23 protein-coding genes and 1 tRNA gene are annotated in these 25,261 nt (G+C 64.3%); 13 read left to right on the forward strand and 11 right to left on the reverse strand.

Annotation, left to right across the window (positions count from 1 at the left end; all coding sequences use genetic code 11):
• Positions 1 to 134: 134 nt before the first annotated feature.
• The 6 genes from chpT (at position 135) to P0652_RS03820 (ending at position 6,675) form a co-directional block, all read left to right on the forward strand.
• Positions 135 to 794, forward strand: coding sequence for a histidine phosphotransferase ChpT (gene chpT, locus P0652_RS03795; RefSeq protein WP_284177439.1), 660 nt, complete (start codon positions 135 to 137; stop codon positions 792 to 794).
• Positions 795 to 914: 120 nt separating this feature from the next.
• Positions 915 to 3,662, forward strand: a complete 2,748-nt coding sequence (locus P0652_RS03800) for a hybrid sensor histidine kinase/response regulator (protein ID WP_284177440.1) — start codon at positions 915 to 917, stop codon at positions 3,660 to 3,662.
• Entirely contained in the window at positions 3,659 to 4,144 is a 486-nt protein-coding gene (locus P0652_RS03805; RefSeq protein WP_284177441.1) for a chemotaxis protein CheW, read from the forward strand. The genes P0652_RS03800 and P0652_RS03805 overlap by 4 nt, the downstream gene beginning before the upstream one ends.
• A 14-nt stretch (positions 4,145 to 4,158) precedes the next feature.
• Positions 4,159 to 4,524: a response regulator gene (locus P0652_RS03810; protein WP_284177442.1), complete on the forward strand. Its 366-nt coding sequence runs from the start codon at positions 4,159 to 4,161 to the stop codon at positions 4,522 to 4,524.
• 64 nt (positions 4,525 to 4,588) lie between these two features.
• Complete coding sequence (cheB, locus tag P0652_RS03815) at positions 4,589 to 5,833, forward strand: chemotaxis-specific protein-glutamate methyltransferase CheB (protein WP_284177443.1); 1,245 nt, start codon at positions 4,589 to 4,591, stop codon at positions 5,831 to 5,833.
• The gene (locus P0652_RS03820; RefSeq protein WP_284177444.1) at positions 5,830 to 6,675 is read left to right on the forward strand and encodes a CheR family methyltransferase; all 846 of its coding nucleotides are present in this window, start codon (positions 5,830 to 5,832) and stop codon (positions 6,673 to 6,675) included. The genes cheB and P0652_RS03820 overlap by 4 nt, the downstream gene beginning before the upstream one ends.
• Before the next feature lie 173 nt (positions 6,676 to 6,848).
• On the opposite strand, the gene ctrA is transcribed toward P0652_RS03820, so the two are convergent.
• Positions 6,849 to 7,550, reverse strand: a complete 702-nt coding sequence (gene ctrA, locus P0652_RS03825; protein ID WP_284177445.1) for a response regulator transcription factor CtrA — start codon at positions 7,548 to 7,550, stop codon at positions 6,849 to 6,851.
• Between the two features lie 429 nt (positions 7,551 to 7,979).
• Between ctrA and fliI the strand changes: the two genes are divergently transcribed.
• Both fliI and fliJ read left to right on the forward strand, forming a co-directional pair.
• On the forward strand, positions 7,980 to 9,323 hold the full coding sequence (gene fliI, locus P0652_RS03830) for a flagellar protein export ATPase FliI (RefSeq protein ID WP_284177446.1): 1,344 nt from the start codon (positions 7,980 to 7,982) through the stop codon (positions 9,321 to 9,323).
• Between the two features lie 50 nt (positions 9,324 to 9,373).
• On the forward strand, positions 9,374 to 9,793 hold the full coding sequence (gene fliJ, locus P0652_RS03835; RefSeq protein WP_284177447.1) for a flagellar export protein FliJ: 420 nt from the start codon (positions 9,374 to 9,376) through the stop codon (positions 9,791 to 9,793).
• 57 nt (positions 9,794 to 9,850) lie between these two features.
• Here fliJ and P0652_RS03840 read toward each other — a convergent pair whose 3' ends face one another.
• The gene (locus P0652_RS03840) at positions 9,851 to 10,447 is read right to left on the reverse strand and encodes a GNAT family N-acetyltransferase (protein WP_284177448.1); all 597 of its coding nucleotides are present in this window, start codon (positions 10,445 to 10,447) and stop codon (positions 9,851 to 9,853) included.
• A 203-nt stretch (positions 10,448 to 10,650) separates the two neighbouring features.
• Between P0652_RS03840 and P0652_RS03845 the strand changes: the two genes are divergently transcribed.
• Positions 10,651 to 11,673, forward strand: coding sequence for a lysylphosphatidylglycerol synthase transmembrane domain-containing protein (locus P0652_RS03845; protein WP_284177449.1), 1,023 nt, complete (start codon positions 10,651 to 10,653; stop codon positions 11,671 to 11,673).
• Between the two features lie 40 nt (positions 11,674 to 11,713).
• On the opposite strand, the gene flhA is transcribed toward P0652_RS03845, so the two are convergent.
• From flhA to fliF, 6 genes are all read right to left on the reverse strand, one after another.
• Positions 11,714 to 13,855 (reverse strand): flagellar biosynthesis protein FlhA, encoded by a 2,142-nt coding sequence (gene flhA, locus P0652_RS03850; RefSeq protein ID WP_502947455.1) that lies wholly within the window; start codon positions 13,853 to 13,855, stop codon positions 11,714 to 11,716.
• Positions 13,856 to 13,967: 112 nt separating this feature from the next.
• Entirely contained in the window at positions 13,968 to 15,335 is a 1,368-nt protein-coding gene (flbD, locus tag P0652_RS03855) for a sigma-54-dependent transcriptional regulator FlbD (RefSeq protein ID WP_284177450.1), read from the reverse strand.
• A 29-nt stretch (positions 15,336 to 15,364) separates the two neighbouring features.
• Complete coding sequence (fliN, locus tag P0652_RS03860; protein WP_284177451.1) at positions 15,365 to 15,712, reverse strand: flagellar motor switch protein FliN; 348 nt, start codon at positions 15,710 to 15,712, stop codon at positions 15,365 to 15,367.
• A gap of 40 nt (positions 15,713 to 15,752) precedes the next feature.
• Positions 15,753 to 16,400 (reverse strand): FliH/SctL family protein, encoded by a 648-nt coding sequence (locus P0652_RS03865; RefSeq protein WP_284177452.1) that lies wholly within the window; start codon positions 16,398 to 16,400, stop codon positions 15,753 to 15,755.
• A gap of 10 nt (positions 16,401 to 16,410) precedes the next feature.
• Positions 16,411 to 17,472 (reverse strand): flagellar motor switch protein FliG, encoded by a 1,062-nt coding sequence (fliG, locus tag P0652_RS03870; protein ID WP_284177453.1) that lies wholly within the window; start codon positions 17,470 to 17,472, stop codon positions 16,411 to 16,413.
• Between the two features lie 40 nt (positions 17,473 to 17,512).
• Positions 17,513 to 19,201, reverse strand: a complete 1,689-nt coding sequence (fliF, locus tag P0652_RS03875) for a flagellar basal-body MS-ring/collar protein FliF (protein WP_284177454.1) — start codon at positions 19,199 to 19,201, stop codon at positions 17,513 to 17,515.
• Positions 19,202 to 19,387: 186 nt separating this feature from the next.
• Between fliF and pdxA the strand changes: the two genes are divergently transcribed.
• Entirely contained in the window at positions 19,388 to 20,386 is a 999-nt protein-coding gene (gene pdxA, locus P0652_RS03880; protein WP_284177455.1) for a 4-hydroxythreonine-4-phosphate dehydrogenase PdxA, read from the forward strand.
• A 57-nt stretch (positions 20,387 to 20,443) separates the two neighbouring features.
• On the opposite strand, the gene sciP is transcribed toward pdxA, so the two are convergent.
• The 3 genes from sciP to P0652_RS03895 all read right to left on the reverse strand — a co-directional run bounded on the left by sciP (position 20,444) and on the right by P0652_RS03895 (position 22,980).
• A complete protein-coding gene (gene sciP, locus P0652_RS03885; RefSeq protein WP_284177456.1) occupies positions 20,444 to 20,719 on the reverse strand; it encodes a CtrA inhibitor SciP in 276 nt (91 codons plus the stop codon).
• Positions 20,720 to 20,798: 79 nt separating this feature from the next.
• Positions 20,799 to 21,452, reverse strand: a complete 654-nt coding sequence (locus tag P0652_RS03890; RefSeq protein ID WP_284177457.1) for a flagellar hook assembly protein FlgD — start codon at positions 21,450 to 21,452, stop codon at positions 20,799 to 20,801.
• A 13-nt stretch (positions 21,453 to 21,465) separates the two neighbouring features.
• The gene (locus P0652_RS03895) at positions 21,466 to 22,980 is read right to left on the reverse strand and encodes a flagellar hook-length control protein FliK (protein ID WP_284177458.1); all 1,515 of its coding nucleotides are present in this window, start codon (positions 22,978 to 22,980) and stop codon (positions 21,466 to 21,468) included.
• Positions 22,981 to 23,191: 211 nt separating this feature from the next.
• Between P0652_RS03895 and mnmA the strand changes: the two genes are divergently transcribed.
• The 3 genes from mnmA to P0652_RS03910 all read left to right on the forward strand — a co-directional run bounded on the left by mnmA (position 23,192) and on the right by P0652_RS03910 (position 25,224).
• Positions 23,192 to 24,373, forward strand: a complete 1,182-nt coding sequence (gene mnmA, locus P0652_RS03900) for a tRNA 2-thiouridine(34) synthase MnmA (protein WP_284177459.1) — start codon at positions 23,192 to 23,194, stop codon at positions 24,371 to 24,373.
• A 36-nt stretch (positions 24,374 to 24,409) separates the two neighbouring features.
• Positions 24,410 to 25,069 carry a class I SAM-dependent methyltransferase gene (locus tag P0652_RS03905; protein WP_284177460.1) on the forward strand — a complete coding sequence of 220 codons (660 nt, stop codon included), beginning with the start codon at positions 24,410 to 24,412 and terminating at the stop codon, positions 25,067 to 25,069.
• A 78-nt stretch (positions 25,070 to 25,147) separates the two neighbouring features.
• Positions 25,148 to 25,224 (forward strand) — tRNA-Met (locus tag P0652_RS03910).
• Positions 25,225 to 25,261: the final 37 nt, after the last annotated feature.

The raw sequence follows: 25,261 nt of genomic DNA on the forward strand, positions 1-25,261 counted from the left end.
CCCCATCCCTGGGCTCAAAGCGGCTTTTTCGTGGGCGAGGACCCCGCCGGGGTTGGCGAGAGTCACGACGAGATGTATCACCGCAGCCGGAACATGACAACGTGACGACATCGTCACGGCGACGGGGGGTCCTGATGTCGGAAGAGCTCAAGCGGATCGATCTGGGTGCACTCGATCTGGCCGCCCTGCTGTGCAGCCGGGTCTGCCATGATGCAGTCGGCCCTGTCGGGGCCATCGTCAACGGGCTCGAACTGCTCGACGAGGATGACAGCCCGGAAACCGAGGCCCTCGCACTCGAGCTGATCCGCAAGAGCGCGCGGCAGGCCTCGGCGCGGCTGCAATTTGCCCGGATTGCTTTCGGCGCGGCCGGATCCGCCGGTTCGGCCGTCGATCTCGGCTACGCCCAGCAATTGACCAGCCAGTTCATGCAGGACGAGAAAGTGGCGCTGAACTGGAACACGCCCCGGCTTTTCGTCGAGAAGAACCGTGTGAAACTGCTGATGAACCTCGTTGTGATCGCGCTGGCCTCCGTGCCGCTGGGCGGGACTATCGACGTCACGATGGAGGGCGATGCCGAAGCGCCCGAGTTTCTCGTGCTGGCGAAGGGGCCCAAGCCGCGCCTCGGACCGCATGTTCTCGACCTGCTGGACGGGAAGAGCGAGAGCGGGCAGGTCGATGCCCATGGCTTCCAGGTGTTCTATACCGGCGAGATCGCCCGCGCCTCCACCATGAGCGTTTCCATCACGCTCGACGATCAGGCGGTCCGGATCGTCGCCAAACCGGCGAATGTCTAAGGAAATTTGCCTGATCTCTCGTCCGGGCGGTTTGTAACAACTAATCATAAACCCTTCTGGCGGTAAGTTTGTCCTGATTGAGGGCGCCCGGGTGGCGCATAACAAGTCAGGTCAAGCGGCATGGACGATCTCCTCAAAGACTTCGTGGTTGAAACCTCCGAGCATCTCGACATCGTCGATGCCGAGCTGGTGCGCTTCGAGCGGGATCCCAACAACTCCGCCACGCTGGCGCTGATCTTCCGGCTGGTCCACACGATCAAGGGTACCTGCGGCTTCCTGGGTCTACCGCGTCTCGAACATCTGGCCCATGCCGGCGAGGACGTGATTTCCGGCTTCCGTGACGGCAAGCCCGTGACTGCTCCGGCGGTAACGATGATCCTGAAGACGATCGACCGGATCAAGGGAATCATCGCCGAACTCGAGCGCAGCGGTTCCGAGCCCGAAGGCGATGACGAGGATCTTGTCCAGGCCCTGCGTGCACTGGCCAACGAGCCCGCCGGCGCGCCGGCCATCGCCGCTGCTTCGCCGCCGGCAGCAACAATCGAATCAAAGGGCAACCTGTCCTTCCAGATTCTCGAACGCTCGCTCCGCGAGGACGAGGTGACGCTCGACGAGCTGGAGCGCGCCTTCCGCGATGCGCCTGGCCCGGAAATGCCGCCCTTCGCCGAGCCTGCGCCGGTCGCGCCGCCTCCGCCGCCCGCTCCGGTTGCCGAGGCCCCGAAGGAAGCACCGCGCAAGGAAAAGAAGGCCGCGCCGAAGGTCGAGGCCAAGGCCGAGCCGGAGGTGTCCGAGACCCAGGCCAGCAACGAGAATTCCGTGTCCAAGCAATCTGTCCGGGTTGCGGTGGGAACGCTCGATCGCCTGATGACGATGGTTTCCGAACTGGTGCTGACCCGCAACCAGTTGCTGGAGATCGCGCGCCAGCGTGACGATGCCGATTTCAAGAGCCCGTTGCAGCGGCTTTCGCATATCACTGCCGAGTTGCAGGACGGCGTGATGCAGACGCGTATGCAGCCGATCGGCAGCGCATGGACCAAGCTCAGCCGCGTCGTCCGCGATCTCTCCGAGGAACTCGGCAAGAAGATCGAGCTGATCCAGAGCGGCGCCGAAACCGAAATCGACCGCCAGCTTCTCGAGATGATCAAGGACCCGCTGCTGCACATGGTGCGGAACGCGGCCGATCATGGCCTCGAAATGCCGGACGAGCGTGTCGCCGCCGGGAAACCGGCGCATGGCACCATCCATCTGCGCGCGGCGCAGGAGAGCGGCTACATCATTGTCGAGGTCTCGGATGATGGCCGCGGTATCGATGTGGAGCGGGTCAAGGCGAAGGCCCTGCGCAACGGTCTCAGCACCGAGGCGGATATCGCCCGGATGAGCGACGAGCAGATCCTGCGCTTCGTGATGGAGCCGGGTTTCTCGACCGCCGCCGCAGTCACCAACATTTCCGGTCGAGGCGTCGGCCTCGATGTGGTGCGCAGCCATGTCGAGCAGGTGGGCGGGATCGTCGATCTCCGTTCGCGGGCGGGGCGCGGTCTCACCGTCACGATCAAGCTGCCGCTCACGCTGGCCATTGCCTCGGCTCTGATTGTCGAGGCTGCCGGCCAGCGCTTTGCCATCCCGCAGATTTCCGTGGCGGAGCTTGTCCGCACCCAGGAATCTGGTGAGGTCCGGATCGAAACGCTCAACGGGCAGGCCACTTTGCGCCTTCGCCAGCGCCTGCTGCCGGTGGTCGATGTCGCCGATGTGCTCAACCTGCCGCGGCAGGGTGGTTCGCTGGCAACGGGCAACCAGGCGGATGACCGGCTGGTGGTTGTCTGCCATGTCGGGGGTCATCGCTTCGGCATCATTGTCGACTCGATCCTGCATACCGAGGAAATCGTCGTGAAGCCGATCTCCTCGAAGCTCCGGCATATGTCGGTCTATTCCGGCGCGACGATCCTGGGGGATGGCTCTGTCATCCTGATCCTCGAACCGGCTGGCGTTGCCCGCTCCGTCATGGAGAACGGGACCCGCGAGACGGCCGCCCAGTCCGAAGCCGAACTCGCTGCGGAACTCATGGCCAGCGCCGAACGTTCGCTGCTCCTGCTCTTCCGGGCCGGGGGCGCCAATCTCAAGGCCATCCCGCTCGCCTTTATCGGTCGCCTCGAGGAATTCGAGCATGCGAAGATCGAGGATACCGGTGGCCGCGCCGTTGTCCAGTATCAGGGCCGCCTGATGCCGATCCTCGGCTACCAGCCGCAGACAGGCTTTGATCTCGAAGCCCGCCAGCCGGTGCTGGTGTTCCATCAGCAGGATCGCGAAATCGGCATGGCGGTGGACGAGATCGTCGATGTGGTCGAGGTGTCGATCCAGATCGATACCAGCCATGCCACGCCGGGCACTGTCGGCGCGACGATCATTGACGGCAAGGCCGTCGAGATCGTGGATGTCTCCGACCTGGTGGCGCCGGAAGGGCAGGAAAAGCCCGCTTCCGACGAGCAGGTTGATGTCATGGTCATCGAGAGCTCGGAGTTCTTCCGCGCCCTGTTCGCGCCATTGCTCCAGAATGCCGGCTACCGGATCGCCGTCCTGCCTTCGCTGCAGGCTGCTCGTGTCGCCATCGCCCGCCAGAAGCCTTCGGTTATCGTGATGGATCTCGACCAGCCGGGCGACGAGGGTTTCTCCTTCGTCCGCGAACTGGCCGAGGACGGTACGTCCCCGCCGGTCATCGGCCTCGTCAGCCGCGCCGGCCCGCGCCTGATCGAGAAGGGCAAGGTGGCCGGCCTCTATGATCTCGTCGGCAAGTTTGACCGCCAGGGCCTGATGAGCTCGGTCGGTGACGTGCTCGGCGGTTATTCGACCACGCAATGGGGAGCTGCGGCATGAGCGCCGAACAACGCATGCGTCGCGACATGAGCATCGTGGACGAGATCCAGCTGGTCTCGGTCCGGATCGAAGGCCAGCTTATTGGCCTGCCGATCACCTCGGTGCGCGATGTCTTCTCGATCACGGCCATGACACCCGTGCCCAAGGCGGACCGCGCCGTGGCCGGCCTCGTCAACCTGCGCGGCCACATCGTCACGATCCTTGATCTTGGCTATCTCCTGAATTCCCGCCGGACCGAACGGCAGAGCGAGCAGGAACCGATGGCTGTCGGCGTCGAGTGGCTGGGTGAGGTCTTTGGCCTTGTCGTGGACGAGATTGGCGATGTGCTTTCGCTTTCCGGCGATTCCAGCGAGCCGATGCCCGCGAATATGGGAACCAACTGGGCGCGGTTCACGCGCCGGGTCCACAAGCTTGAACGAGAGCTGATGATCGAGATCGATCTCCATGCGCTTCTCGAGACCATGAGCCTTCAGGCGGCCTGATAAGGACGATGACCATGAAAACCTGCCTCGTTGTCGACGATTCCAGCGTCATTCGCAAAGTCGCCCGGAGGATTCTCGAGGGTCTCGATTTCGAGATCACCGAAGCCGAGGATGGCAAGCAGGCCATGGATCGCGTGGCATCCAAGATGCCGGATGCGATCCTGCTCGACTGGAACATGCCGAACATGGACGGCTACGAATTCCTGCTGAAGCTGCGCCAGATGGCCGGCGGTGACCGGCCGAAAGTGGTGTTCTGCACCACCGAGAACGATATCAGCCATATTGCCAAGGCCATGGATTCGGGCGCGGACGAATATGTGATGAAGCCGTTCGACAAGGAAATCCTGTGCTCGAAATTCGGTGAAGTCGGCCTCGTCTGAGTTTTCCTGACGGGCCTTTCCGGGCCTGCCACCCCAACGGGCTTCCGAGCCCCGGAGTTTGTGAATGGCGGCCCTGCCCCACGCCCCGTTTCCGAGACAGATGGTCCAGCCGGTGCGGGTGGCCGTTGTCGATGATTCGGTGGTTGTCCGTGGCCTGCTGTCCAAGTGGCTTTCGGAAACCAGCGGAATCGAGGTTGTCGGCGCATTCAAGTCGGGCCGCGAGATCATCGACGCGCTGCCGGGCGTTGCGCCGCGCATCATCCTGCTCGATCTCGACATGCCTGACATGGACGGGATCACCGCGCTGCCGCTGATCCTGGCGAAATCTCCGCAATCCCGCGTGATCGTCGTGTCGTCGCTTTCGGTTCACGGGGCCGAACTGACCATGCGGTCGCTGATGCGCGGCGCGACCGATTACCTGCCGAAGCCATCCAATCATCGCGAGGTCTCCACCTCGGCTGATTTCCGGCAGGCGCTGGTCGCCAAGGTGCTCGCCGTGGGCGGTGTCCGCGCGATCACCCGGGCGGCATCTCCTGCCGTTCCGGCGAGACCGCCAGTGGCGCCGCCGGTCGCCCGTTCGCCTTTCCCGGCGACCAGCCCGATCCAGCGCATCCCATCTGCCGCTTCCCCGGTTGCGCCCTTCCGGCAACCGGTTCCTGCCAGCGCTGCCGCCCCTGCCGATCGTTCAGCGGGGCCGCAGGTCCGGCCACTGGAGCGTGTACGGCCGAAGATGGTGGTGATCGGGGCGTCGACCGGCGGACCGCAGGCTCTCGTGCTCACGCTCGGGCGGATGAAGAACTTGATCGCGCGGGTTCCCGTGGTGATCGCCCAGCATATGCCGCCGATTTTCGGCTCGATTTTCGCATCGCATCTCAAGCAGCATGCCGGACTTCCGGCCGTCGAGGCGGTCGAAGGAAAGTCGCTGCAGCCGGGCACGATCTATCTCGCGCCGGGCGGCTGCCATACCGTCGTGCGCCGGAAGGCGGATGGCCAGCATGTCATTGCCATGCTCCCCTCCGAGGCCCGCGGTCCGTGGCGCCCTTCGATCGATCTGCTCTTTTCAAGCGCCGCCGAGGCCTATGGAAACGAGGCCCTCGCCATCGCCCTGACGGGGATGGGGCGGGACGGAACCGAGGGGGCTCTCCATCTCTCGCGCCGCGGCGCGAATGTTCTCGTCCAGGACGAGGCGTCCAGCGTCGTCTGGGGAATTCCCGGGTCCATTGCCGAGGCCGGTCTGGCCAGTTCGATTCTGCCTCCTGAAAAAATTGGCGAGCTCGCCGTCGCGCTGCTCGAAGGACAAGCCCCATGAGCGCACCTGTCATTCTTCGTGTCATTGATTTCATCAACAAGGCGGCGGGTATCGTCCTGACCACCGAGAAGGCTTATTTCGTGGAGGCGCGCCTCTCGCCGGTGCTCCGCGAGGAGGGCCTTCCGAGTATCGACGAGCTCATGACGCGGGCGGAGCGCGGCGATCGCCGCCTCGCCCAGCGGGTGATCGATGCGCTGACGACGAACGAGACGTTTTTCTTCCGGGACAAGACGCCGTTCGAGCATTTCCGCAATGTGATCATTCCCGAATTGCTGGCACGCCGCCCTGCGGGCAAGACGCTGCGCATCTGGTGCGCGGCCTGCTCGTCCGGCCAGGAGCCGTACTCGCTCGTCATGGTGCTGGACGAACTCAAGGCCCAGCTGGCTGGCCGGCCGGTCGAGATCCACGCCTCCGACATCTCGGAAGCGATCCTCTCCAAGGCCAAATCGGGCATCTTCAACCAGTTCGAAGTGCAGCGTGGCCTGCCGACCAAGATGCTCCTGCAGTATTTCCAGAAGGTCGGCGACAATTGGCAGATCTCACCCGAGGTCGTGAAGCGGGTGAATTTCTTCAAGTTCAACCTGCTCGAAGAGCCCAAGACCATGGGCACTTTCGACGTGATCTTCTGCCGTAACGTCCTGATCTATTTCGACAGGCCGACACGCGCCAAGATCTTCGACCGCCTCGCCGATCGCCTCGCGCCAGACGGGTTCCTGCTGCTGGGTGGCGCCGAGAGCACGTTCGGTGTCACCGACCGGTTCACCAGCCATCCGAAGGAGCGGATGCTCCATGTGCCGCTGATGCGCCGCGCCGATCCGGCGGCGCGCACGGCCATCGCCTGACGGCTCGGCCAGAACCTCCACAGACCACGAAAACGGCCTAAGGCCCCGCCTGAACAGGCGGGGTTGCGGCATTGCCGACCCCGATAGACCCGCCTTTCCCCGGGGCAATCCGGACGCAACAAAAAGGCCCGCGCGAAGCGGGCCGTTTTGTTCTTGGCAGCAGGTAAGGTCGATCAGGCCGGGATACGCTCGTCGGTTTCGAGCGGCTCGCGGAGCACATAACCGCGGCCCCAGACCGTCTCGATATAGTTCCGGCCTTCGGAGGCATTGGCGAGCTTCTTGCGCAGCTTGCAGATGAAGACGTCGATGATCTTCAGTTCCGGCTCGTCCATGCCGCCATAGAGATGGTTCAGGAACATCTCCTTGGTGAGCGTCGTCCCGCGCCGCAGCGAGAGCAGCTCGAGCATCTGGTATTCCTTGCCCGTCAGGTGGACGCGATGACCGCCGACCTCGACCGTCTTCTGGTCGAGATTGACGACGAGATCGCCGGTCTGGATGACGGACTGGGCGTGGCCCTTGGAACGACGCACGATCGCGTGGATGCGGGCGACCAGTTCGTCCTTGTGGAACGGCTTGGTCAGGTAATCGTCGGCGCCGAAGCCGAGGCCCTTCACCTTGTCATCGATGCCGGCCATGCCCGAAAGGATGAGGATCGGCGTCTTGACCTTGGCCACGCGCAGCGACCGCAGCACCTCGTAGCCGGACATGTCCGGGAGGTTCAGGTCGAGCAGAATGATGTCGTAATCGTACAGCTTGCCCAGATCGATCCCTTCTTCGCCGAGATCGGTCAGGTAGATGTTGAAGTTCTCCGACTTGAGCATCAGTTCGATGCTCTTGGCGGTGGCATTGTCGTCTTCAATCAGGAGAACGCGCATTTTCTGGTCCCCGGCCCCATAATCCATGCTGTGTCCGCAGGACGAATCGATACCGTCAGCGACGATCCGGCTCGCGGTCCATGCCTTAAAACTTCAGTCACAAATTACGCCCGAAGAGTTAACAAAGCGTAATTCGTTAAGGCAAGCTTGATGCTGTTTCTTCAGGATTTTTCCTAAATGCCGATGATTTTTGTGAAATTTTTCGTCTCGGGCCGAGTTGATTCGATCTCCCAGCAGATCCGCCTAAGCGATTCGACTGACTCATTCTTTTTGCCGGCTGCCGTCTGCGCCATGGAGCAAGCCCGCCAATCGGTGCGGGATAGCCCGGGCCCGCGCTCGCCTCTCCTGCCTGTTCTGAGCTAGAATTTGCCGGTGATTCGGAGCGAATCAGCGGTCGTTCGGGCGGCTGGCCAGCGGATGGGGGCGGGGATGCCTGTCGAAGCCTTGCGCAGTGTCGTCGAGGATATCGCCGAATACGAGGTATTCGGCCGGGTCGCTGCTGTTCGCGGCCTGATGATCGAGATCGTGGGCCCGCTCACCCATATGGAACTGGGCGGACTGGTGGGCATCGAGACCCAGAGCGGAGAGCGGATCCCCTGCGAGATTGTCGGGTTCGATGCGGGCCGTGCGCTGGCCATGCCGTTCGGCCCGGTGGACGGCCTTCGCCGCGGCTGCCCGGCGCATGTGTTGTCGCGCCGTGCCACAATCCGGCCTGGACGGGCCTGGCTGGGTCGCGTCGTTGATTCCTTCGGCCGTCCGATCGACGGCAAGGGCCCGATCGCATCCGGGCCGCGTCCGTATCCATTCCGTGGCGAGTCGCCGGCAGCGCACAAACGCCAGCGTGTCGGCGAGCCGCTTGATCTCGGCGTCCGTGCGCTCAACGCCTTCCTGACCGTATGCCGCGGGCAGCGCATGGGCATCTTCGCCGGTTCGGGAGTCGGCAAATCCGTGCTGCTTTCGATGCTGGCGCGGAACGCCGTCTCCGATGTCTCGGTGATCGGCCTGGTCGGCGAGCGCGGCCGCGAGGTGCAGGAATTTCTGCAGGACGACCTCGGCGAAGAAGGTCTGGCCCGTTCCGTTGTGGTGGTGGCCACGTCGGATGAGACCGCCCTGATGCGCCGGCAGGCCGCCTATCTGACGCTGTCGATCGCCGAATTCTTCCGCGACGAAGGGCTCGATGTGCTCTGCATGATCGATTCGATTACGCGCTTTGCCATGGCGCAGCGCGATATCGGTCTCGGCGTGGGCGAGCCGCCAACGACCAAGGGCTATACGCCGTCAGTCTTCGCCGAACTGCCAAAACTGCTCGAACGCGCCGGACCGGGCGAGATCGGCAGCGGTACGATTACCGGTATCTTCTCGGTCCTCGTCGATGGTGATGACCATAACGAGCCGGTCGCTGATGCCACACGCGGCATTCTTGACGGCCATATCGTGATGGAACGGAAGATCGCCGAGCGTGGCCGCTATCCCGCCATCAACGTGCTGAAATCCGTATCACGGACGATGCCGCGTTCGTGCGATCCGGAATTCTACCCCACGATCGTGGAAGCGCGTGGCCTGATGTCGACCTATACCGATATGGAAGAACTGATCCGCCTGGGGGCCTACCGGCGCGGTTCGTCGCCCGAAGTTGACCGCGCGATCGACGCTTTTCCGGAACTCGAAGCTTTTCTTGGCCAAGGTAAGGAAGAATCAACCTCCTTACGCGAAAGCTATATCCGTCTCGCGGATATTGTTAACCGCCTGAGGTCAACGCCGGCTGGTGCTTGATCCGGGCCCCCGGGCGTGTTTCCGGGTTTCGGTCAAGGAGTATAACGACCATGAAGTCGCGCGATACGTTGATCCGTCTGAAGCGGTTCCACGTTGACGAAAAGCGCCGCCGTGTTGCCCAGATCGAGGCCATGATTGCTGAATTCCAGCGCATGGCCACGGAGCTCGACCGCGAGATCGAGAACGAGGAACGGCGTGCCGGCATTTCCGATACCGCTCATTTCGCCTACCCGACCTATGCCAAGGCCGCACGGACGCGGCGCGACAACCTGCTGCATTCGGCGGGTGAGCTGAACGACCAGCTGGAGGAGGCCAAGGCCGCCCTCAACGAGGCGTTCGAGGAGCTCAAGAAGGTCGAGATCCTGGAAGACCGCGAGAAGGCGGCGGAACGTGCCGAACTGGCGCTCCGCGACCAGATCGAGACGGACCGGATCGCCGCCCGCATGCGCTACGCCGCCGGCCGGCTCTAAGCCTATCTGTCAGAACCTATCGAGAGGAGGCCCGGAAACGGGCCTTTTCCTGTTCTGTCAGGGTTCGAGCAGCGGCAGCCAGGGTGCTGCATCGCGGGGCAGGGTACCGTCCAGCCTCGGATCATCGAAGACCTCGATGGCGCGCCGGATCGGTCGAAACCCGGCCCGGCAATAGAAATCCAGCGCACGCGGATGGTCGAGCGAGCAGGTATGGACGTGAAGACGGTCCATCCCGGCCACCTTGGCGCGCAGAAGCGCCGTTGCCATCAACCTTTTGCCAATCCCTTGGCCCAGGGCATCGGGGACAACCCCGAAAAACGCGAGTTCCGGCGCTTCTGCATCGCGGAAATCCAGTTCGAGCAGGCCGGCATCCTTCCCGTCGCGGACGAGGGCATAGACCTCGACGGGCGGCGCCATCAGGATTTCCCAGAGGGCGACGTCGGGCATGCGCAGGCGGCTGAACCACAGCCATTCCGCGCCGACAGCAGAGAACAGGCGGCGATAGCGCTCGATCGCTGCACCATTCAGCCGTTCCAGAGCGAAGCCTTCCGGCCATACCGGCTCGGACGGAATGGTCTCGAGGTCATGGACGAGATAGGTCACCAGGGCCGCAAGTTTCTGCGGCTCGAGAAGGGTGTAGCCATCCTGTTGCATCGAAACCTGAATCCTTTGCCGGATCCGTTTGAGCAGGCCCGCTCCGGCATGGCAAGATCCACGCCTGCCCTCTCCCCAGCCGCGTGCGTCCGACAGGTTTCCGGCGGCGGGACGGAATTCGTCCGAAGGTCTTGCCACATTGGGGGATGTCGGGCAGTGAAACGCGGGTCAGGCCCGCCAAGAGGGCCAGGGTCGGGGGACAGATGAAGCGCTTCAAGGATTGGTTCTGGCCGATCGTCGGCCTGCTGGCCGTTATTCTCTCTCTCAAGGTCCTTTATGACAAACTCAGGGGCGAGGCAGCCACGGATGCCGCGACCAAGGCGCTGCTCGACAATGCCGGTGTCCTCGAAAGTCTCGCCATTATCTCCCGCGTGATCGGACAGAAGCTGGCGGTCATCCCGATGCAGGGCTACCTCCTCGCGGCGGCGGCCACGCTTTTCGCCTATTGGGCATTGGCCTGGTATGACCGGATCGCCCTGATCCATCTCAACCGGACCAAGGGCATTTCGTGGCTCTACATCACGATCTGCTCTTTCACGACCTATGCCATTTCCCATAATATCGGCGCATCGGTCTTTTCCGGTGGCATGGTCCGTTACAGGGCCTATACGGCCAAGGGCCTCAGCGCGCCGGAAGTGGCGGTGCTCGTCGCGCTCTGCTCCTTTACCTTCGGTTTCGGAACCATTCTCCTCGGCGGGCTCGTGCTCCTCTACGAGCCGGAGATCGTGCAGCCGCTGCTGCCGCTCAGCCCCTTGATGACGCGGCTGATCGGCTTCGGGATGCTGGCTTTTTGTCTCCTCTATACAATCGGTTCCTGGCTGCAGCTGAAGCCGCTGGTCATCCGGAACTTCAAGCTGGAATATCCCGGCCTGCATATCGTCTGGCGGCAGTGGATCGCCGCGCCGATGGAATTGCTGGGGGCAGCGGGGATCATCTATTTCGCGCTTCCGGGCGAGAGCAATCCGGGCTTCATGATTGTCCTCGGTGCGTTCCTGCTGTCCTTCTCGGCGGGGCTTCTGGTTCAGGCGCCGGGCGGGATCGGGGTGATGGAAGTCATCTTCCTCAAGGTGATGCCGGGCATGCCGGCCACGGAGGTCTTCGCGGCCCTGCTGGTCTGGCGGCTGCTGTACCTGCTGATCCCGCTCGCGATCTCGATCCCGGTGGTTCTGGCCTTCGAGAAATCCCAGCTCCGGCAACCCGCAGACGACACGACGCCGGCGCCCTGAGGCGGCCGGCGTCGCGAGGCTTTCATGCGCGGGGGCGGCGTCAGATCGAGCCGACCGTCCGCAGCCGTGCGGAAGGGTGGATCTCGCCCTGGGCCAGCACGGCCGTCTGGGGCCGGAAGCGTTCGACGATCATCCGCACATAGGGGCGGACCGCGTTCGACGTGACCAGGACCGGCAATTCGCCCAGCCGCGCCGCTTCCTCGAACCGGTCGCGCAGGGCAATCACGAAATCATGCAGGCGCGAAGGCTGCATCGCGAGATGCTTGATCTCGCCATCGCCGACCAGCGACGAGGCAAAGGCATCTTCCCAGCTTGGTGACAGGGTGATCAGCGCCAGCTGGCCGGTCGGCCCGGTATGCTGGGCGCAGATCTGCCGGCCGAGGCGTGAGCGGATATGCTCGACGATCATGCGCGGATCCCGGGTCACCGTGCCGGCCACCTCCGCCACCGCCTCGAGGATGGTGCCGAGATCGCGGATCGAGACCCGCTCGGCGAGCAGCAACTGGAGGATGCGCTGGATGCCGGTGATCGTGATGGCCCCGCCGGTCAGATCCTTCACGAGGTCCTGATGCGGCTTGGAGAGATCCTTCAGCAGCTTCTGCACCTCCGCATAGGAGAGCAGCTCGGACATGTTGTTCTTGATGATTTCGGTGAGGTGGGTGGCGATGACCGTGGCCGGATCGACCACCGTGTAGCCACGCAGCTGCGCCTCGTCACGCAGGCTCTCGTCGATCCAGGTGGCCGGGAGGCCGAAGGTCGGCTCCAGCATATGGGCGCCCGGCAGTTGCACCTGCTCGCCGGCCGGATCCATCGCCATGTACTGGTTCGGGAACACCACGCCATTGCCGGCATCGATTTCCTTCATCTTGATGACGTAGTGGTTCGATTCAAGCTGGACGTTGTCGACCAGCCGGACCGACGGCAGGATGAAGCCCATTTCGGTCGCCAGCGTCCGGCGCAGGGCCTTGATCTGCTCGGTGATCTTGTCCTCGCCGTTCTGGCCCTGCACCAGTGGCAGGAGGGCGTAACCGATCTCGATCCGCAATTCGTCGAGCCGCAACGCTTCCTGCACGGGCGGGTCGGAGGCCTTTTGCTGGGCCACGACCTGCTCCATGGCCTGTTCGGCGGCGGCATCGATGTTGGCCTGCTTTTCCTGCCGGTCAAGCCGCCAGGCCATGTAGCCGGCCAGCAGGGCGAGGCCCAGGAAAGGAATGGCCGGCATGCCCGGCAGGATGGCGATGACCACCATCACGAAGGAGGACATGCCGAGCGCCTTCGACGAGCTGGCCAGCTGCTTGGACAGGGCCTTGTCGGCGGCGCCGGTCACGCCGGCTTTCGAGACCAGCAGGCCGGCCGCGGTCGAGACGATCAGCGCCGGGATCTGCGTGACGAGGCCGTCGCCGACCGTCAGCAGCGTGTAGGCCTTCGCCGCATCATTGAAGGTCATGCCGTTCTGGGCGACGCCGATGATGATACCGCCCACGACATTGATGAAAGTGATCAGGATCCCGGCAATCGCATCGCCACGCACGAATTTCGAGGCACCGTCCATCGCACCGAAAAAGGCGCTCTCGTCCTCGAGGGCCTTGCGGCGCGCCTTGGCCTCATCCTGATCGATCAGGCCGGCAGAGAGATCGGCGTCGATCGCCATCTGCTTGCCTGGCATCGCATCGAGGCTGAAGCGGGCTGCGACTTCGGCGATACGGCTCGAGCCCTTGGTGATGACGACGAAGTTGACGATGACGAGGATCACGAAGACGATGACTCCGATCACGAAGTTTCCGCCCATCACGAAATTGCCGAAGGCCTCGATCACGTGGCCGGCCGCACCCTGGCCGGTATGGCCGTTCTGGAGGATCAGGCGGGTCGAGGCGAGGTTCAGCGACAATCGAAGCATTGTCGCGATGAGGAGGATCGTCGGGAAGGACGAGAATTCCAGCGGCGCCGCGATGAAGAGCGCCGTCATCAGGATCAGGACCGCGAGAATGATCGAGAAGGCCAGCAGCAGGTCGAGGATCATCGGCGGCAGCGGCACGATGAGGACGACCAGAATCGTCAGGATCCCCATGGCGAGGGCAATGTCGCCCCGCTTCAGGAAAGCGCCAAGCTCTTGAGGTGTCATGAATTTTGGCGTCTGGAGGCCGGGTAGGCTCCCTTTGCCGCCAAGGCTCGCGTCACTCATTCCCCTGCCCCCATGCGTTGCTGCACGCCGAATCCGGTCGGGTCTGACCGGTCGACTGGGCAATTTTTGCCGGGTTTATGGTTAACGCCCGGTTACTTTCGTCAGGGAAAAGTTAAAGCGCGGCAATCCGCGCGGCGCCGGGCTCCGGCACGTCGATGCCGACGGCAACATATTCGTTGAGCTTGTTGCGCAAGGTCCGGATCGAGATGCCGAGAATCTTCGCTGCATGGGTGCGGTTGCCGAGGCAATGATCGAGCGTATCGAGGATCAGCTCCCGCTCGACATCGGCCACCGTGCGGCCGACCAGGGCCCGTGTGGCGGCCTCGGCGGCTTCCGCCACCTTCCGGGCGGTGGCCTCGTTGGCGTCGCGGGCAATCGATTCGCCTTCCGGCGTCAGGATCGCATCCGGCCCGATATCGATGCCGCCGGCCAGCAGGACGGCCCGGTGCAGCGTGTTTTCCAGCTCGCGCACGTTGCCGCGCCACGGGTTGGCCAGCAGCATCCGCTTGGCGTCGTGGCTGATCGGGCGGACCGGCAGGCCGTTCATCTGGGCGTAGCGCTTGGCGAAATGGTTCGCGAGCTCGATGATGTCGTTCGGCCTCTCCCGGAGCGGCGGGATCTTCAGGTTGACGACATTGAGCCGGTAGAGAAGATCCTCACGGAATTCGCCGGCCTTCACGCTTTCGGCGAGGTTGCGGTTCGAGGTCGCGATGATGCGGATATCGACCGGAACCGGCCGGGTTCCGCCGACGCGGTCGATCACGCGTTCCTGGATCGCCCGGAGCAGCTTGGCCTGCAGGCGAACATCCATTTCCGAGATTTCGTCCAGCAGCAGCGTGCCGCCATCGGCTTCCTCGAACTTGCCGACGCGCCGGGCGATGGCGCCGGTAAAGGCGCCCTTCTCATGGCCGAACAGCTCGCTTTCCAGCAGGTTATCGGGGATCGCGGCGCAATTGACCGAGACAAAGGGCTTGCCCGAGCGCCGCGATTTCTCATGGAGGAAACGCGCCATGACTTCCTTGCCGACGCCCGATTCCCCGGTAATCAGCACGGACGCGTCCGAACCCGCGATCTGCTGTGCCAGCTTGATGACGCGGCCCATCGCCTCGTCCCGGAAGACGATGGAGGTCTCGGTCTTGCTGACGGCCTCGAGAATCGCCGCGATCAGCTCCGGATCCGGCGGGAGCGGGATGTATTCCTTCGCGCCAGCCTCGATGGCGGCCACGGCCGCGCGCTTGTCGTTCGCGACGCCGCACGCCACGATTGGCAGCGTCATATGCTCGGCGGCGAGGCCCTGCGCGAGGGCGGCGATGTCCAGATGGGCATCGACCATGGCCAGGTCGGCGCCCTTGCCCTGCCGCAGATGGGACAGGGCGGCCTCGATCCCGTCGACCTGTGCGACCGACGCGCCCCTCTCCCGGGCGATCTTCGCGGCGGTGATCAATTCACCGCGCAAGGTTCCGACAATCAGAAGCCGCATGGTTCTGTCTCCTCGTCCGTCCTGACCGGTCAGCGGTCGGACTTGATGATTTCCGTCATGGTCACGCCGAGCTTGTCATCGACGAGAACGACCTCGCCACGCGCGACGAGACGGTCATTGACGAAGATGTCGATGGCCTCGCCGACGCGGCGGTCGAGTTCGAGAATATGGCCGGGGCTCATCCGGAGGAGTTCGCCCACGCCCATCTTGGAGCGGCCGAGCACGGCCGAGACCTGGACCGGCACATCGAAGACATGCTCGAGATCCGCCGCGGTCTTGGACGAGAGCGGGGTCTCGCCGTCGCTGCCATAGGCAGCGGCGACAAGATCAGCGGTCGATTCCAGATCCTGGAGCTGGAAATTGTTGTCAGTGGCCATGGGTCCTCAAGCCTTTCGATCTGTGAGGGTTTCAGTCTTTTCAGTTGTCGTCCCCGGCATCGGGGAACAGCATCTTCGCCGATGTCTCGACGAGGTTTTCAAGCCGGTTTCGGTCGCGGACGATGCCGCCATCGGACCATTCGATCCGGCAATCCCCGAGGGCGATTTCCGGATCCGGAAAGACAAAGAGCCGCGATTCGATGCCGTTCTCTTTCAGGAGGCCCATCAGACGCTCCTTGCAGGGATCGACGAGATCGGGCGCGACGCGCACCGCGACATGGGGCGAACCGCGGAGATCATTGAAGATCGCCCGTGCGGTCGCCTCGATCGCGCCGACCGGCGCGGTCTCGATCAGGCGTCCGGCGATCTTGCGGGCGAAGAGCATCGCGAAGGCGAGGGCCTCGCTCCGCGCCGTCTCCTCGAGGCGCCGCATTTCGATCGTTGCGATCTCGAGCCGGGCATTGATGGCGTCGAGACCATTGGCGATCCGGATCTGCTCATGGTTGGCCTGCATCTGCCGGCCTTCCTCGATTCCCTGCTGGTAGGCTGCCTGCCGGGCTTCCTCGACAAGGCGCGCATGCTCGGGATAGGGCACCGGCACACGCTGGCCGGGCTCGATGAAGGGCAGGCCCGAGCCGGCTTTGGTGAAATCCCGGCCGAAGGTGAAGGCGGAGCGAGCGGTCGACATGGCGTGGCCTTCAGTAGATCAGTTCGTCTTCGGCGCGGTTCTTGCCGATGGTGATTTCACCCTTCGAGGCCAGTTCCTTTGCCAGCATGACGATTCGGGTCTGGGCCTCGTCGACCTCCTTGAGGCGGACAGGACCACGGCTCTGCATCAGTTCCTCCATGTTCTTCGCGGCGCGTGTCGACATCTGCTGGAAGAAGAACTTCTTCATGGCGGGCGCGGCGCCCTTCAGTGCGACGGCGAGGATATCGCGATCCGAATAGCGGATCAGGGTCTGGGTCGAGCCCGGATCGAGCTTCGCCAGGTCGTCGAAGGTGAACATCAGCGACCGGATCTTCTGCGCAGCCTCGCGGTTGCGCTCGTCGAGCGCAGCGAGGAACCAGCTTTCCGTCTGCCGGTCGAAGGAGTTGAAGATCTCGGCGATCATTTCATGGCTGTCGCGGCGCGAGGTCTGCGACAGGTTGGAAATGAACTCGGTGCGCAATGTCTCCTCGATATGGGCGAGGACTTCCTTCTGCACCGGCTCCATATTGAGCATCCGGTTCACCACTTCGAGCGCGAATTCATGCGGCAGCAGCGACAGGACACGGGCCGCATTCTCCGAGCGGATCTTCGAGAGGATCACCGCCACGGTCTGCGGATATTCGCCCTTGAGATAGTTGGCGAGCACCTGGTCCTGCACGTTGCCGAGCTTCTGCCACATGTTTCGCCCGGCCGGACCGCGGATCTCCTCCATCAGGGAGTAGACCTTGTCCTTCGGCAGCAGCTTGCTGAGCAGCGCTTCGGTGCGGTCATAGTCGCCGGTGACGGCGCCACCCTGGGCCATCATCGACAGGAATTCCGCGACAAGGGCCTCGACCGCTTCCGCCGTGACCGCGCCGAGCCGGGACATGGCGCGGGACACGGTGCGGATCTCGTCCTCGTCCAGCGCTTCCCAGACCGGGCCGCCATAGCGCTCGCCGAGGACGAGCAGAATGATCGACGCCTTTTCCGGGCCGGAGAGGAACCGTGTCAGCTCCTTGTTCGGTGCCGGAGCGGTATCCGGCGTCTTTTCCGCTGTACTCGTCTTCGCCATTCCTGCCCCCTGGGCCCTGATCCGTGTCCGGCTCTAGCGGTTAGCGTGTCTGGGCGATCCACTGGCGAACGATCGCCACGGATTCACTCGGGTTTTCCTGCACGATGCGGCCGAGGCTATCGATCGCGCCCTGCTGGAGTGCGTGCTGGATCGTGTTGACGTTTGCCTGGTTCGAGTTCGCGGCGACCATCGTGCCGGCCTGGCCCGGTGCGGGCAGGGCCAGGGGCTGGCCGGCCGGTCCGGTGGCGCCGGGCACCATGCCGGAGGCGTCGATCACGCTCTGGAGCCCCCCGATCTGCGGTACAGCAACCAACGAGGAGTCGCTGCGGCCTTTGCCGCCGATGCCCATCTGGCGAAGCAGCGGGCGGACCACCAGCAATGTGACGAGCAGGGTCAGCAGGCCGAAGACGCCGATCTCGACCATGCGGAGCACGTCCTCCTTGGTCAGGGCGAGCATCTGCTCGGTGAAGGTCGGCGTCCGGCCCTCGACCGCCGCCACGCCCTCGGCGAAGCGGAGGTTGATCACATCGACCTGGTCACCCCGGTTGCGGTCGAACCCGATCGACGAGCGCACAAGGGCTGCGATCCGTTCGAGTTCCTCGGCCGGGCGCGGCTGATAGCTCATCTGGCCGTTGGCGCCAGGGGTGTAGATCCCGTCGACCAGCACGGCGACCGAGAGGCGCTTCACCCGGCCCGCCTCGATGATCTCGGTGCGGGTGGTCTTGGTAATCTCGTAATTGACGATTTCCTCGTTGCGCTGGGTTGCATCCCGCTGCTGCGGGTTGGCCGGCGCATTCTGCTGCTGTTGCTGCGGCAGTTCGTTGCCGATGGTGACCTGGTTGTCCCGGCTTTCCTGGCTCTGCTGGTTCTCGGTCCGCGTCTGTGTGGAGCGAATCACCCGGCTTTCGGGATCGAAGCTGTCGGTCACCTGCTGCACGCGGTTGAAATCCATCTCGGCAGCCACCTGCACCCGGGCCCGGCCGCGGCCGACGATGCTGGCGACGATGTCCTCGACCTGGCTGCGCAGGCGGCGCTCGTGGTTGCTCTGCTTGTCGGCGGCGAGGGCGGCGGCGTCGGTCTCGTTGCCGGCGCCGTCAGCCAGCAGGCGGCCGGTCTCGTCGACGATGGAGACCCGCTCGGGCTTCAGACCCTGGACTGCCGTGGCCACCAGATGGCGCACCGCCCGGATCTGACCCGGTTCGAGTTCACCCCGGACCTTCAGCACGATCGAGGCGCGGGGCTCCTGCCGGTCGCGTTCGAACAGGCGCTTCTCGGGGATGGCAAGATGGACACGGGCCTGCTGCACCCGCTCAATGCTGCGGATGGTGCGCGAGAGCTCGCCTTCGAGGGCCCGGAGCTGGTTGACGCCCTGAACGAGGCTGGTGGCCGAGAAGCTGTCGCTCTTGTCGAAGATCTCGTACCCGACGGTGCCGCCGGCGGGCATGCCCTTGCCGGCAAATTCCATCCGGAGGCGAGTGGTCTGATCGCGGGGGACCAGGATCGTGGTGCCATCCCCGCGCAATTCGTAGCGGACGCCGCGGTTTTCCAGGTCCCGCACGATGGCGTTTGAATCCTGGACCGGGAGATCGCTGAAGAGAACGCCCATATTCGGGCCGGACATCTTCGTCATCACGAAGGCGAAGAAGCCCACGAGAGCAAGGGTTACGGCCCCCATCGCCACCAGGCGCTGCGGTCCCAACCGGTTCACGAGTTCGAGGATGCCGTTCACTGCCCCACCATCCAGCTTTCTGTCCGACGCGAATTGCGTGCGTCGCGTTTCCTGCGCTAGGCAAGAATTGCCCGGTGGATGGTTACCGGGCCGTTAATGTCCTGACCTTTTTTGAACCAGTTCGGGACGAATGCGCATTTTTCCGGCCGGACGATTCCATCCGCCACAACGCCCAGGAATGTCGACATGTCCGCTCCTCTCGCGATTACCATGGGCGATCCTGCGGGAATCGGCCCCGAAATCATTGCCCGGCATGTCGAGATCCATGGTCCGGAAGGGCTGGTCGTTCTCGGCGATCCGGCCCAGATGCGGCGCGCCTTTTCCCTGATCGGGTCCCGACGTGGCATCGTCTCATGGGAGCAAGACCAGCCCCTCAAGATGAATCCTAAAATTGGCGGTACCGATTCGCCGCTGGCGATGATCGATACCGGCTCGGTTCCGAGCAATCTTCCCTATGGCGTGGTCTCGGCCGAAGCGGGCGCGCTGGCCCATGCTGCGATCCTCCGCGCGATCGACCTTGCGATGGCGGGGAAGGTAGCGGGGCTGGTCACCGCGCCGATCCACAAGGAAGCGCTGCATGCCGCCGGGGTACCCTTCCCGGGGCATACCGAGATCCTGGCCGACCGGACAGGCACGCGTGACTTCGCCATGATGCTGGCGGAAGGCCCGCTCCGGGTAATCCTGGTTTCCATCCATGTATCGCTGCGGCAGGCGCTGGAGCTTGTCACCGAGGCGCGGGTGCTGCGCACGATCCGGCTGGCGCATCAGGCCTGCCGGGCCCTTGGCATCGCGCGGCCGCAAATCGCCGTGGCCGGGCTGAACCCGCATGCCGGCGAAGGCGGGCTGTTCGGCAGCGAGGACAGCGCGGTGATCGCGCCGGCCATTGCTGCCGCGCAGGCAGAGGGGCTCCAGGCCAGCGGGCCCTATCCGCCGGATACGGTCTTCATGCGGGCGAGACGGGGCGCCTTCGATATCGTCGTGGCGCAATATCACGACCAGGGGTTGATACCGGTCAAGCTCAACGGGATCGAGAAGGGCGTCAACGTGACAATCGGGCTGCCGATCATCCGGACCTCCGTCGATCACGGCACGGCGTTTGATATCGCGGGGAAGGGCGTTGCCGATCCGGCCAGTCTCGGCGAGGCCATCGCTGTAGCCCGCCGGATGATCAAAGAGCGGGGTTGAACCCCTGACGCCAAAAAGCCCGCCGAAGCGGGCCTTGTCTGGCGCGAAGAGCGCCTGTTACTGGCGGTAGTGCTGGATGCGGGTCGTGCGGAGCCCGGCAAGGCCGTGCTCGTCGATCGAATGCTGCCAGGACAGGAATTCCTCGACTGTCAGCGTATAGCGCGAGCAAGCCTCCTCGAGGGAAAGCAGGCCACCCCGGACGGCAGCGACCACTTCGGCCTTCCGGCGGATCACCCACCGACGGGTTTCCGGCGGCGGCAGATCGGCGATGGTCAGGGGGCTGCCATCGGGACCGATGACATACTTCACACGCGGGCGAAGTGGTTCACTCATGGGTACGCTCACAAAACGCAACTACTACATCCATGAGTTTAGGGTCCGCCTCTTAAAAAACGCCTAAGTCTCCCCCCTGTTATCGACGGATCGATTTGACCGATGTCATCGGCACGCTGATATCGCCGATCTTGAGCACCGGGACTTCGCTGGTGACATCGACATTGTCGACGGTGCCGCTGATTTCTGACTTGATCGACATGGCCTGGCCGGCTGCATCGCGCGCGGCCACGACGATCGTGTACTCCCCGGCCGGGGCATTGGTGCCGCTGGTCGTCCGACCGTCCCAGACGAAGCTCTGGTCGCCCGCGGTGATGACCTTCTGGGCCGCGTATACCTCGTTGCCGCTCTTGTCCTTGATGGTGATCGTGGCTGTGCCGGTTTTCGGCGCGTTGATCTGCCAGGTGGCCTTGCCGTTCTGCAGCGAGGTTGTCGTGCCATCGGCCGTGACATTGGCGCCGACGAAACCCAGCGCATTGTTCAGGTTCGCGGTCTTGTTGGCGGTGAGGAGCGAAGCAAGATTGTCGTTTGTCTTGATCTGCTGCTCGACGCCCGCGAACTGGACCAGCTGCTGGGTGAACTGGTTGGTATCCAGCGGATCCAGCGGGCTCTGGTTCTTCAGCTGAGTGGTCAGCAGCTGCAGGAACTGGTCGAAATTGTCCGCGATCCGGGCAGCAGAGGTGCTGCTCGTGCCCGTCGTGCTCGCCGAGCTGATATTGGAAACAGTCGTCATGGTGCCCTCGCGTTCAGATCATCAGATCAAGGCTGGTGTTGGGGATGAGGGCGCGACGCATCACCAATTCGCCCATCTGGGGGGTGGTGCCGATGTCATCAAGACCCTGCTGGGACGAGCCCTGGCGGCCCCGTTCCTGCTGCTGGCCCGATTGCCCTTCGCCCCGCAGGGAGAAGGTCAGCCCATCGGCGGATTGCTTCAGACCGGCCTGTTCGAAGGCCTGCTGGAGCGTGGAGGCATCGCGGCGCAGCATCTGCAGCGTCTCGACGCGGTCGACAACAAGGCTGGCATTCACTTCGCCATTCTCCTTGATCTGGAGTTTCACATCGACGCGGCCGAGTTCGGCCGGATCGAGACGGATCTGGAAATTCGTGACGCCGCGCACCGCCTGCATGCCGATCTCGATCGGCAGCATCTGCAGCGGCGTCGGGCGGATGGCCGTCGTCTCGGCCTGGCCCGGAGCGGCGGTCGGAAGGGTGCGGTCAAGGCCGGCGAGAATGTCCGCCGGGCGATAGATCGCATTCTGGGTGCCCATGCCGTGGAATAATTCCGCGAAAGGCGTCGTCCGGACCGGATGATGGCCCGGGCCGCCGCCCTGCGCCTTTGGCTCCGGCCCGGCCGGGGTCGCGGCGGTTTCCGACGTCTTGGCGGCTTTACCGGTGGCGTCCGTTGCCGCAAGGAGTGATGCCGGCTCGAGGCTGGCGGCTTCCGCAGTCGCGCCGGCTTCCGCGCCGGACTTGCCGGCCGGTGTCACGGTGCCGGTCGCTCCGGCATCCTTGGCCGGGGCGGCGCTGGCTTCGATCGCAGCGGCGGCATCGGCAGCCGCCTTGGTGGCCATGGTAACCGCGCCGGTCGCAGCCAGGACTTCGCCTTCGACCGGCATGTCACCCGCCGGCGCGACAGCGGCCGGTGCCGCCAGAACGGCCTCGGCATCGATGGGCGTGTCGACGGCTATGATCACGGCCGTTTCGGCAGTCGCTTCCGTGGCTTCGCCTTCGGTTGTGGCGGCGGTTTCCCCGGCAGCGGCTTCTTCGCCCTCTGCCTTGGCGGTTGTGTCGGTCTCTCCGGCCTCGTTGTTTCCGGACTGGGCCGCGGCGGTGTCCTCGCCCTCTGGCTTGTCGCTCTCCCCATCCTTGCGCCCTTCGTGGGCTTCCCCGGTGGCGCGGCGCGCATCGGCGCGATCCTCACGGACGCGGGCATCGGGCGTCTCTTCGGCCCGGTCTTCCCTGCGATCCGCGCGCTTCGCGGCAGCATCTTCCGGATGGCTGCGCGGCAGCTCCTGCTCGTCGGCGGCCGGGTTGGCCCGGGGCGTGGAATCGGTGGCATTCTCCCGCGAGGGGACCGGACGGGCCTCCTGACGCTGCTGCCCCGGCGCTGACCGGGCCCATTCCGAGACCAGCGAGCCGAAATTGTCCGACTCGTTCTCGTCCCGAGCGGTCTGGCGCTCGCCCGGCCGCATATCGGCACGGCGATTGGCGATCTCGGTCAGGGCATTGGTCAGACTGGTCAGCATCGTGTTCGACATCATGCGCAATCCTGTTTGCGTTTGATGCCTGACCTGCAAGCCGGAGGCCAGTTTAGCGCCATGATCAAGTCTTTGTAATATAATGGATAATCAACAGGGGCGCACCGGGATGGCCCGTCCGTTCTTGCCGTTTAGCCCTTCCGGCCCGGCAAAAAATGCCGGCCATCGGCCCCGAGGCTGGAAAGACAAGGCAATCCGGGCTATGGAGGGGCCGATGCTGAACTCGCTCGACCTCGCCAAGAAGCCCGGGGATACAAGGGTTGTTGTCGCCATGTCCGGCGGCATCGATTCATCGGTGGCTGCCGCCCTGATGAAACAAGCCGGCTATGACGTGGTCGGGATCACGCTCCAGCTTTACGATCACGGTGCGGCCACGCACCGGACGGGCGCCTGCTGCGCGGGGCGCGACATCCAGGATGCGCGGAATGTTGCCGCCCATCTCGGCATCCCGCATTACGTGCTCGATTACGAGAGCCGCTTCCGCGAGGAAGTGATTGACCGTTTCGTCGACAGCTATGCTGCGGGCGAGACTCCGATCCCCTGTGTCGATTGCAACCGGACGGTGAAGTTCCGCGACCTGCTGCGTTTCGCCGAGGATCTCGGCGCGGATTGCCTCGTGACCGGGCACTACGTCGAAAGCCGGCTGATGCCGGATGGCCACCGGGCGCTGTTCCGGCCCCGTGACCTCGACCGCGACCAGAGCTATTTCCTCTATGCCACGACACAGAGGCAGCTTGATTGGCTTCGCTTTCCGCTGGCCGCGCTGACAAAGCCGGAAACGCGCGAGATCGCCCGGTCGATGGGTATCGCGATCGCCGACAAGCCGGACAGCCAGGATATCTGCTTCGTGCCGAGCGGGAATTATGCCGCGCTGGTCGAGAAGCTCCGCCCCGAGGCGACCTTGCCCGGTCTCATCCGCCATGTCGATGGCCGCGAACTCGGCCGGCATGACGGCATTATCCGCTACACGATCGGGCAGCGCCGGGGCCTCGGCATCGCCGCGCGCGACCCGCTCTATGTCGTCCGGATCGACGCGGCCACGCGGGAGGTCGTTGTCGGCCCGCGCGAGGCGCTGGCTGTGCGCAGCCTGGAGCTGCGAGACGTCAACTGGCTGGGCGACATGCCGCTTGACCGGCTGCCCGCCAATGGCGTCGAGGTTTTCGCCCGGGTCCGTTCCACGCGACAGCCCAAGCCTGCCATTGTCCGGTGGAATCGGGATGCTCTTGTCGTCGAGCTGCTCGATGGCGAGGAAGGGGTGGCGCCCGGGCAGGCCTGCGTCCTCTATGCCGAGGGCGAGGGCCAGTCACGCGTGCTTGGAGGCGGGACGATCGGTCGTCGTCGCGCGCCGGGCCAAGCGGTGCCGGAAGAGGCGAAGGTGGCGCTCGGCGCCGCCTGATCGACGTCAATATTGCCAGATCGCAGGGGAGCGGGCATGGCCAAGGATATCGACCTGACGACCATCACGAAGGCCTATGCCAAATGGGCACCCTTCTATGATCTTGTCTATTCCCGCATCCTGCTGCCCGGCCGGAACGAGGCCGTCAAGGCCGCCCTGGCCTGCGGCAAGGAGATCCTCGAGGTCGGTGTCGGGACCGGGCTGTCTTTGGGCGATTACCCGGCCGGCTACCGCGTGACCGGGATCGACCTGTCAAAGCCGATGCTTGACAAGGCGGCGCAAAAGCTCGCCGGCCTCCCGGGCCACGCTGTAACGGGGCTCGTCGTGATGGATGCCTGCCGGCTGGGCTTCCGCGACGCGACGTTCGATGCGGTTGTCGGGCAATACATGATCACGCTCGTTCCGGATGCCGAGGTCGCCCTCGATGAATTCGCGCGCGTGGTGAAGCCCGGAGGCGAGATCATCCTGGTCAATCATATCGGCGCGGAGAAGGGTCTCGTCGCCATGCTGGAGAAGGCTGCGGCGCCCCTGGCCAAGCGCGTCGGATGGCGTTCCGAATTCCAGTTGCAGCGCATCCGGACCTGGGCTGACCAGGCCGGTTTCTCGGTTGCCTCGGCGAAGCGCGTGGGATTTGCCGGCTTCTTCACCGTGGTCCGGCTGCGGGATGCCCGGGTGGCCAAGGCCGAGGCTGCCTGATTGCAATAGCCCCTTGACCGGCGCGGCGCGGGCCCTTATGCGGGTGGCTCTCGCGCGGCACCTGTTGCCGTCAGGGATGGCAGTGTAGCTCAGCTGGTTAGAGCGTGGCACTCATAATGCCAAGGTCGGTGGTTCGAGCCCACTCACTGCTACCATCCCGCTTTACGGTCGACATTCCTTTCGACCGTCCCG

The organism is Rhabdaerophilum sp. SD176, from assembly GCF_030143245.1.
GTDB lineage: Bacteria > Pseudomonadota > Alphaproteobacteria > Rhizobiales > Beijerinckiaceae > Rhabdaerophilum.